Source organism: Streptomyces sp. NPDC053750, assembly GCF_044544295.1.
GTDB lineage: Bacteria > Actinomycetota > Actinomycetes > Streptomycetales > Streptomycetaceae > Streptomyces.
Genome location: NZ_JBITXB010000003.1, coordinates 271,707 through 281,714, shown reverse-complemented (window position 1 = coordinate 281,714; position 10,008 = coordinate 271,707). Strand labels below are relative to the sequence as shown.

The 10,008-nt window shown below is 73.3% G+C and carries 2 protein-coding genes; both read right to left on the bottom strand.

The features are described 5' to 3' along the window. Positions 1–16: 16 nt before the first annotated feature. Positions 17–3,226 carry an amino acid adenylation domain-containing protein gene (locus ACIGO6_RS10695; RefSeq protein ID WP_399874187.1) on the bottom strand — a complete coding sequence of 1,070 codons (3,210 nt, stop codon included), beginning with the start codon at positions 3,224–3,226 and terminating at the stop codon, positions 17–19. A 30-nt stretch (positions 3,227–3,256) separates the two neighbouring features. Continuing rightward, positions 3,257–10,006: an amino acid adenylation domain-containing protein gene (locus ACIGO6_RS10690; protein ID WP_399874184.1), complete on the bottom strand. Its 6,750-nt coding sequence runs from the start codon at positions 10,004–10,006 to the stop codon at positions 3,257–3,259. Positions 10,007–10,008: the final 2 nt, after the last annotated feature.

Here is a 10,008-nt window from a genome sequence, read left to right as displayed (position 1 = left end):
TGCCGTGCCCTCCTTCTCAGTCGTCGCCGAGTTGCATCAGCAGCCGGCCGGTCGCGAGGGCCGCCTGTTCCTCTTCCCGCTCGCCGGCGAGGGTGTCGCCGGACGCGGCCTCCGCGTCCTCCTCCGGGGTGTCGAGGTGGGCGGCCAGCGCGGAGACGGACGTGTGCTCGAAGAACAGCGGGACGGGCACCTCGCGGCCCAGGGTCTTGCGCAGGCGGTTGCCGATGGTGAGGAGGTTGAGGGAGTTCAGCCCGAGGTCGAAGAAGTTCTGGTCGACGTCGATGTCGGCGCCGGGGAGCAGGTCGGCGACGATGTCGACCAGGGTCCGCTCGGTGGCGGACAGGGGCCGGCCGGCCTTCTCGCGGACGTCGGCGCGGGGTTCGGGCCGGTACTGCGCCAGCCGGCCTCGGTCCACCTTCCCGCTCTTGTTCAGCGGGAACGTGTCGAGCCGCAGCAGCACCGCGGGCACCAGGTAGCCGGCCACCCTGGCGGTGAGCGCCGACCGGACGGCCTCGGGGGTCAGGTCGCCGGCCGCGCGGTAGTAGCCGCGCAGGGACTTGGCGCCGTTCTCCTCGGCCGCGACCACGACGGCCTCCGTCACGCCGTCGACCGAGGCGAGGAGGGCCTCGACCTCGCCCAGTTCCACCCGGAAGCCGTTGATCTTGACCTGGTCGTCGGTGCGGCCGAGGTAGTCGAGGGTGCCGTCGGGCTGCTGACGGACCAGGTCGCCCGTGCGGTAGAGGCGTTCGCCGGGCAGGGCGGGAACGGTGACGAACTTCTCCCGGGTCAGCTCCGGCCGGTCGAGGTAGCCGGGGGAGACGCCGTCCCCGCCGAGGCACAGCTCGCCGGTGGCCCCCGGCGGCAGCGGGTTGAGTCCGTTGTCGAGGACGTGGGCCGTCGTGTGGTTCAGCACCCGTCCGATGGGGACGCGGTCCCGGTCCAGGTCCTCGGCGCGGATGGGGTGGGCGGTGGAGAACACGGTGTTCTCGGTGGGGCCGTAGAAGTTGGTGATCCGCAGGCCGGGGCAGGCGTCCAGCACGGTGGCCGTGTGCCGGCGGGACAGCACGGTGCCGCCGACGAGGAGGTGGTCGAGCGTGCCGAACATCTCCGGGTCGTGGTCGGACAGTTGGTGGAACAGGGAGGTCGTCAGCCACAGGCGCCGGGCACCGTGGTGTTCGACGAGGGCCCGGAGCCGGGTGCCGTCGAGGATGTCGACCTCGTCGGGCAGGACGAGCGTCCCGCCGGATCCGAGGGTGCCCCAGATCTCGAAGGTGCACGCGTCGAAGGCGGGCGAGCTGGTCATGACGACGGTCTGGTCGTCGCCGAACGCGGCGTACGTCTGCTCGGTGAACAGCCGCTGGACGTTGCGGTGGGTGATGTGGCAGCCCTTGGGACGCCCGGTCGACCCGGAGGTGTACATCAGGTAGGCGACGGAGTCGGGCGACGCCGCCTCCCGCGGGAACGGCGGCGCGTCGGAGGGCAGTTCGTCCACGAGCAGCGTCGTGACGCGGTCCGGGGCCTTGCCGGTGAACTCGCCCACCGTGCACAGCACGCGCACCCCCGCGTCGTCCAGGACGTCCTCGATCCGCGGGGCGGCGTCCTTGGTGTCGACCGGCACGTAGTGGTTGCCGCTCTTCAGCACGCCGAGCATGGCCACGATCAGCTCGGGACGGCGGTCGGCCAGCACGCCGACCGGGGCGCCGGGGCCGGCTCCGAGTTCCCGCAGCTTCCCGGCGACGGCGTCGGACCAGCGGTCGATCGCGCGGTAGGAGTACTCCTTGCCGTGCCACACGAGGGCGGTCCGGTCGCCGTGGGTGCGCGTGATCGCGTCGAAGGTGTCGGTCAGGGTCGGCTGCGGGGCGGTCGCCGCCGGCCGCGTGTCCCGGCCGGCGTCGGTGCCCTGGGCGGGGCCGAGGAGCGCGATCCGGCGGACGGGGACGGCGGGGTCGTCGACGGCCGCGGTGAAGACGCGGACCAGGGCGGCCTCCAGGGTCTCCATCAGGGCCGGCGGGTAGAGGTTCGCGTTGTAGGTGAACGCCACCTCCAGCCGGTCCAGGGGATGGACGACGACGTGGAAGTCGTAGTCGGTGCGTTCGTACACCTCGACGTCCGCCAGGCGGAGGCCGTCGTCGGAGCCGAAGTCCCGCAGGCGGTCGGCCAGCGGGTAGTTCTCGAAGGCGAGCACGTGGTTCAGCAGCTCGTTCTTCAGCGGTACCCGGCTCTGCACCTCGTGCAGCGGGCAGTACTGGTACGGAACGGCCCGGCGGTAGGCGTCCTGCACGCTGAGGCACAGGTCGGCGAAGCCGGTCCCCTCCCCCGTGGTCACCCGGACCGGCTGGGTGTTCACCAGCAGGCCGACCATGTCCTCGACGCCGTCGACGTCGACGTCCCGGCCCGAGACGACGCTGCCGAACACGACGTCGTCGGTGTAGGTGAACTTCTGCAGCACCACGCCCCAGGCCGCCTGGAACACGGCGCTCGGCGTGACCCGGTTCTCCCGGGCGAAGCGCCGCACCCCGGCGTACAGCTCGTCGGGGACCGTGAACCGGTGGGTGGCGCCGCGGTAACCGTCCGCGCGGCGCTCCGTGGGCAGCCCGGCCGGCCGTTCGTAGCCGTCCAGTTCCCGCGTCCAGTGCGCGAGCGCGTCCTCGCCGCGCTGCCGCCCGTACCACGCGAGGTAGTCGGCGTACGGGTGGGCCTCGCGCCGCTGGCGGAGCGTGCCCGTGCGGACCAGTTCGTCGTAGTAGGCGAACAGGGTGCCGAACAGGGGGCCCAGGGACCAGCCGTCCAGGATGATGTGGTGGAAGGTGAGGACGAGGTGCCACCGCTCGCCGCCGGTGCGGATCAGGGTGGCCCGCAGCAGGACGTCCTTGCCGAGGTCGAAGCCCCGGGCGCGGTCCGCCTCCTTGAACGCGGCGACCGCCTCCTCGGCGTCGGGCGTGGCGGAGTGGTCCAGGACGTCGAGCGGGGGCGCCCACTCCTTCAGGATCACCTGGTAGGGCTCGTCAGTGTTCCGGAAGGAGAAGACGGAGCGCAGGACGGCGTAGTGCCGGGACAGGGCGGCGAGCGCGGTCCGCAGGTGGGGGGCGTCGACCTCGCCGGTGCCGGTGAAGTCGAACTGCTCGACGTAGGCGTCCGAACCGGCGTCCGCGGCGTGCTGGAACAGCATTCCCTTCTGCATCGCGGCCAGGCCGGTTATCGACTCGATGTTGTCCTTGTCAACCATGAAAGGCATTCCGTTCGGGTTCGCAGTGGCCTAGAGGTCGCCGGTGAGGTCGGCCAGGATGTCGTCGACCACGGACCGGTCGACCGTGGGCGCGTGGATCGGCTCCCGGCCGGCGGCCGTCGTCGCGGCGCGTACGTCGTCGAAGGCGGCGCGGATCGCGGCGGTGAGGGCGGGGCCGGTGCCGTCGCGCCGCCAGCTCCGCGGGCAGCGCACCTCCACGACGACTTCGCCTCCGGTGCGGTGCGTGGTGATGTCGAGGGCGCACGGCGACCGGTGTGCGGCGTCCGTCGTGATCTCCCTCGGCAGGTGGGCGATGCCGATCTCGCCGCCGCCGTCCTGGTCGCCCAGGTGGTTGAAGCTGATCTGCGGGCGCACGCCGTCGAGCCGGTCGCGCAGGGCCGGGTCGAAGCGCAGCAGGGCGCCGTGGCCGAGGCCCTTGCCGGGCAGCCGCTCGAAGGAGCGCCGCACGGACGCGACGGTGTCCGCGGCGTCGCCCCCGACCCGGACCAGGTGCGGGAAGGTGCTGGTGAACCAGCCGACCGTCCGGCTCAGGTCGTGGTCCTCGGCGAGGGGTTCACGGCCGTGACCCTCCATGGTGAACAGGACGCGGTCCCGGCCGGTGACCGAGGCGACCGCGCGGGCCACCACGGCGAGGAGGACCTCGGCGGGCCGTGCCCCGTGGGTGCGGAGCGCGGTGTCGAGGAGGGAGACGCCGCTGTCGTCGGTGTCCGGCAGCCGGAGGTACTCCGCGACGCTCTCGCCGCGGGCGAGGACCGCCTCCTCGAACAGCGGGCCCGCCTCCTTCGCGTCCCGCGCCAGCTCCGTCCAGTGGGCCAGCTCCGGCCGGAAGCCGCCCTCCCGGGTGTGGCGCTCCAGCTCCGCCGTCCACGCCGGGAACGAGAGGGTCTTCGGCGGGAGTACGGCGTCGGGGTCGGCCAGGCAGGTGAGCAGGTCCTCGACCAGGATCCCCCAGGAGACCACGTCCACGGCGAGGTGGTGGGCGGCGAGGGCGACCCCGCGACCGTCCTCCCCCAGGCCGGTGGCGAGGGCCAGCACGGGCCCGCCCCGGACGTCGACCCGGTCCTGGAGCGTCTCGAGGTAGGCCGGCAGTTCCGCCTCCGGCAGGTCCCTCGGTGCCGCCTCCGCGTGGAGCAGCGGCTCGGTGTCCGGGGCCCGCAGGCTCAGTCCGCCGTCGTCGTCGGTCTCCAGGCGGAGCATGTCGTGGCAGGTGACGAGCCGCCGCGCGGCGCGTTCCAGCCGGTCGAGCGGGACCGGTTCGGTGAGCGTGAGCAGCAGGCTCTGGTTGTAGCGCAGGGCGCGGCCCGCGGGATCGGCGAGGAAGGCGTGCTGGACGGGGCCGGGGGTCACCGGACCGGTCACCGGGCCCTGTTCTGCGGCGGGCGCGCCGGCGCGGGCGGGGGCCGTGTCCGCGGCGCGCTCGGCCAGCACGCGGACCGTCTGGTGCTCCAGGAGGTCCATGGTCCGCACGGTGATGCCGTGCTCCTTGAGCTTGGCCACGATCTGGATGGCCTTGATGGAGTCACCGCCGAGCTCGAAGAAGTTGGCGTCGATGTCCTCCACCGCGACGCCGAGCACGTACTCCCACGCCTCCGCGATCCGGGACTGGAGCACGCCGGCCGGGCGGGTCGCCGAGTCGGCGGAGGAGACGGCCGGTGCGGGCAGTGCGGCGACGTCGATCTTGCCGTTGCGGGTCAGCGGCACGGTGTCCGTCTCGACGACGGACGCCGGGACCATGTAGTCGGGCAGCCGGCGGCGCAGGGCCGCGCGCAGCCGGGCGGCGCCGTCCTCGGCGTCGTCGGTGTAGCGCACCCACAGGCACAGGCTGCCGCCGCCGGTGCCGGTCTGGCGGACGGCGGCGTGCGCCCAGCGGACGTACGGCTCCGCCGTCGCGGCGGCGGCGATCTCCTCGGGCTCGATGCGATGGCCGCGCAGCTTGACCTGCTGGTCGACCCTTCCGTGGTAGTAGAGCAGGCCGTTGCTCTTGAACGCGGCGAGGTCGCCGGTGCGGTAGAGCCGTTCGCCGGGGAAGGCCGGGGAGGTGACGAACCGCCGGGCGGTCAGCTCGTCGCGGTTGAGGTAGCCGTCGGCCAGGCCGGCGCCGCCGATGTACAGCTCGCCCACGGTGCCGATCGGCACGGGCCGCATCCGGTCGTCGAGCACCCGCAGCGTGGTGTCGGTGACGGCCCGGCCGATCGGGACGGCGTCGTCGTCGTCCAGGTCGTCGAAGACGTGCACGGCGGCGAAGACGGTGGTCTCCGTCGGCCCGTACCCGTTGGCGACGCGGCCGGGGCCCAGCAGGTCGAACGCCCTGCGGATGTGCGCGGGGGACGCCGCCTCGCCGCCGCAGATGATCCGGCGGACCCCGGTGAGCGTCCGGGGGGCGAGGTCGACGAGCGTGTTGAACATCGACATGGTGATGAAGAACCGCGTCACGCCGTGGCGTTGGATGGTGGCGCCGAGCCGGTCCACGTCCAGGACGGTCTCCCGGTCCGTGATCACCAGCGAGGCGCCGTTGACCAGCGCCGCGTACATGTCGTAGACGGAGCCGTCGAACGAGTAGTCCGACATCAGCAGGAAGGTGTCGTCGGGCCCTGCGTCGGCGAAGGACGCCTCGTGGGCCACCCGGAGCACGCCCCGCTGCCGGACCAGGGCGCCCTTCGGGACCCCCGTGGTGCCGGACGTGTACATGATGTAGATGGGGTCGTCGGGGCTCGCCGGGAGGCCGGGAGCGCCCGTCGTCCCGGCCGCGTCCGCGCAGGCCTGGAGGTCCATGACCCGCAGCCGGTCGGAGGCGAGGCGCTGTGCGTCGGGCATCCGCGCGGCGGTGGTGAGCAGGAGCCGGGCCCCGGAGTCGTCCGCGATCAGCCGGAGGCGGTCGGCGGGGAACCCGGTGTTCAGGGGGACGTAGGGGCAGCGGGCCTTGAGGACGCCGAGGATCGCGGTGACCATGTCGAACGACCGGTCCATCAGCAGCGCGACGGGCGTCCCCGCCGTGACGCCCTGCCGGATCAGGCCCTGGGCGACGCGGTTGGCACGCGCGTCGAGTTCGGCGTAGGTCAGGCGCGCGTCGTCCGTGATCAGTGCCGTGCGGTCCGGGGCGAGCGCCGCCTGCCGTTCGAAGAGGCGGACGACGTCCTCCCGTCGCGCCGGCCCGGCGGGCCCCTGGGCGAGGCGCCGGGTCAGCTCGGCCTCGCGCTGCGGGATCAGCCGGAGTTCGCCGACCGGGTCGCCGTCCTCGGCGGCGAGGAGGGAGCGGAGCAGCTCCTCGTAGCGCCCGGCCCACAGGCCGATCGTCTCGCTCCCGAACAGCGGGGTGGAGTACTCCCAGGTCAGCAGCAGTCCGTCGCCGGTCTCGCGGGTACTCAGGGTGAGGTCGTACTTGGCGCCGCCGGTGTCGTACGGGACGATCCGCTCGCGGCCCATGCCCATGTCCACGTTCTGGTGGACGAAGCACACGTCGAACAGCGGCCGACGGCCGGGCTCGCGCGGCGGGGCGAGGTCCTCGATGAGGACCTCCAGCGGACAGTCCTGGTGCCCGAACGCGTCGAGGACGGTGGACCTCAGGCCCTCGAAGAACGCGGTGACGCCCGTTCCGGGGTCGGCGGCGACGCGCAGCGGCAGGGTGTTGACGAACATGCCGACGAGGTCCTGGTGGTCCAGGTCCGACCGGCCCATGACGGGGGCGCCGATCACCACGTCGCGCTGTCCGCCGAGCCGGGACAGCAGCTGCTGGAAGAGCCCCAGGAAGAGCATGTACGGCGTGATGTCGTGGTCCCTGGCCCAGCGTTTCGCGGCGTCGAGCAGCGGCGCGTCCAGCGTGGTGAACAGCCGTGCTCCCCGCCCGGACAGGGCGTCGGCGCGGCGCCGGTCCGTGGGCAGTCGGAGCACCGGCACCTCGTCGGCGAAGACGGCGGCCCAGTGGTCCCGCTGGCGCCGCAGCGCGTCGCGGTCCTGTCGGCGCAGCAGGTCGCGGTGGGCGTCGCGGTAGCTCCGCGGCAGCGCCGGCAGCTCCGCGCCCTCGGCGAGGGCGGCGAGTTCGCGGAACAGTACGCCCATGGACGCGCCGTCGGTGACGATGTGGTGCATGTCGACCGCGAGGCAGGTCGCTCCGTCGTCGAACTCGAAGCACGCGGCGCGGAACAACGGGGCGGCGTCGAGGCGGAAGGGGCGGACGAAGTCCCGCATCTCCCGGCGGGCGCGGCTCTCGTGGCTCTCCCCGGCGGGGAGGGCGCCGAGCCGGCGGCGTTCCACCGTCACGGGCACCCGGGCGTGGACGCGCTGGACGGGCTCTCCGTCGACCAGGTGGAAGGTGGAGCGGAGGCTGTCGTGCCGTGCGACCAGGGTCCGCAGCCCCTCCTCCAGGACGGCGACGTCCAGCGGCTCCTGACGAAGGGTCAGGCCACCTTCGTTGTAGGCGACGGAGTCCTCGTCGCGCCGGCTCGCGAAGAACACGCTCCGCTGGGCGGCGGTCAGCGGCAGCTCGTACTCCTCGGCCGGCGTTTCGCCGTCCTGGGCGGCACCCGGTGCCCGGTCCGGCTCGCCGAGGACGGCGAGCACCTGCGCGTCGGTGAGTCCGTGGTCGCGGACGACGGTGTCGGCGAAGTCGTCGAAGACCCGGTCCGCGAGCAGGGTGGCCGCGGGGATGTCGAGGCCGAACTCGGCGTTGAGGACCTGGGTGATGTTCAGCGAGGAGATGGAGTCCCCGCCCAGGAGGAAGAAGTCGTCCGTGCCGCGGATCACGGGGTAGCCGAGGACCTCGGACCAGATCCACGCGATCGCCTCGCGGGCCGGCCCGGCGTCCTCGTCGCCGTGCAGGCGGCGAGGGCCGGACAGGATGGTCCGCTCGGCGCCCTCGCCGTCCGCGCTGCCTGCGCCGCGCGCGGCGGGCCGCGCGTCCTCGTCCCACAGCCGTACGTGGTGGAAGAGCTGGGCCGGCAGGGGCACCCGGCGGGCGTCGCCGCCGCGGTGCAGTCCGGCGAAGGGCCGCGGCCGGGCGTCGAACCAGCCGGTGACGGCGTCCGCCAGGGGCCGGAACCGCTTCGGGAGGGCGGCCGCGGACACGGCGTCCGGGTCCCCGGCGCGCAGCACCAGGGGCCCGTCCGCCGCGGGCGGCGCCTCCGTGCCCGCCTCGACGGGGTGCAGCAGCCGCAGCAGCCCCTCGCGCAGGCCGGCACGGCTGTCGCACAGGACGGCGGCCCGCACCGGCTGGTGTTCGCGGCCGGTCTGCAGGGTGAAGCAGATGTCGTCGACGCGCTGGTCCGGGTGCCGGTCGAGGTGGGCCAGGTGACGGGCCGCGGTCGCGGCGAGGAGTTCCTCGTTCCGCGCCGAGACCGGGCACAGGAACGGGCCTTCGGGCTCCGGCCGGTCGGCCGCCGCGGGTGCCTCCTCCAGTACGACGTGGCAGTTGGTCCCGCTCAGGCTGAAGCTGCTCACCCCGGCGCGGCGAGGGGTGCCGGTGTCCTCCCACGCGCCGGTGCGGTCCTGCACGTGGACCGGTGACTCGGGGAGGTTCAGCAGGGCGTTGGGCACGTCGAAGTGGAGCGAGCCCGGGATGACCTTCCGGTCGAGGGCGAGCAGCACCTTGATCAGCGAGGCCAGGCCGGCCGCGCCGACCGTGTGCCCGATGTTGGTCTTGACGGACCCCACCCCGCAGAACTGCCGCCTGGTGGTGAACTCGGCGAACGCGCCGGTGAGTCCCTTGATCTCGATGGGGTCGCCGAGGGTGGTCCCGGTGCCGTGCGCCTCGATGTACGACAGCGTCTCGGGCGGGATGCCGGCCCGCTTCCAGGCGCTGACCAGCAGCTCCTTCTGGGCCCGCGCGTTCGGGGCGGTGAGGCCGTTGCTGCGGCCGTCGTTGTTGACGGCGCCGCCGAGGACGACGCCGTAGACGTGGTCCCGGTCGGCGAGGGCGCGGGAGAGGGGCTTGAGGTACACCCCGGCCACGCCCTCGCTCCACACCGTGCCGTTGGCGGCGCCGTCGAAGGCCCGGACCCGGCAGTCGGCGGACTCGGTGCCGTCGCCGATGCTCGTCGGGGCGAGCAGCAGGTTGATGGCCGCCACGAAGGCCGTGTCGCAGTCGCCCTGCCGCAGGGCCTTCACCGCCGCGTCCAGCGCGACCAGGCCCGACGAGCAGCCGGTGTCGACGACGGCGGCGGGTCCCCGCAGGTTCAGGTGGTACGACAGGCGGCTGGCGAGGATGCCGGACCAGGACCCGGTGAAGGCGGAGAAGCCGACCTTCGAGAGGAACTGCAGGTACGACGTGCTCATGCGGTGCGTGTGGTCGTTGCCGACGAAGATCCCGGCGTTCGCCCCGTACAGCTCGCTCTTGGCGTACCCGGCGTCCTCCGCCGTCTCGACCAGCACCTCCATCAGGTTGCGGTGGTAGGGGTCGATCTCCGTGGCGACCTGCGGCGGGATGCCGAAGTACTCCGGGTCGAACTGGTCGATCCGGTCCAGGTAGCCGCCCTTGCGGAGCCGGGAGGTGGTGTCGACCCGGCGCAGGTCCTCCTCGCGGGCCGGGGGGAAGTCACCGATGTGCTCCCTGCCGTCGAGCAGGTTGGCCCAGAACCGCTCCTTGTCCGGGGCGCCGGGGAAGCGGCAGGCCATGCCCACGACGGCGACGGGCTCGTCCGCGGTGCGCCGCGGCTCGCCGATCGCCCGGAGGAATTCCTTGGCCCGCCCGACCTCGAGCCGCTCCTCCTTGACCTGCGTCAGCAGGTACTTCATCAGTTCCTTGGTGGTGTCCGCCGTCGTCGGCATCG

Excerpts from the sequence above, each read along its gene's own strand:
- ACIGO6_RS10695 (WP_399874187.1), bottom strand. The coding sequence starts at position 3,226 with ATGGTTGACAAGGACAACATCGAGTCGATAACCGGCCTGGCCGCGATG.
- ACIGO6_RS10690 (WP_399874184.1), bottom strand. The coding sequence starts at position 10,006 with ATGCCGACGACGGCGGACACCACCAAGGAACTGATGAAGTACCTGCTG.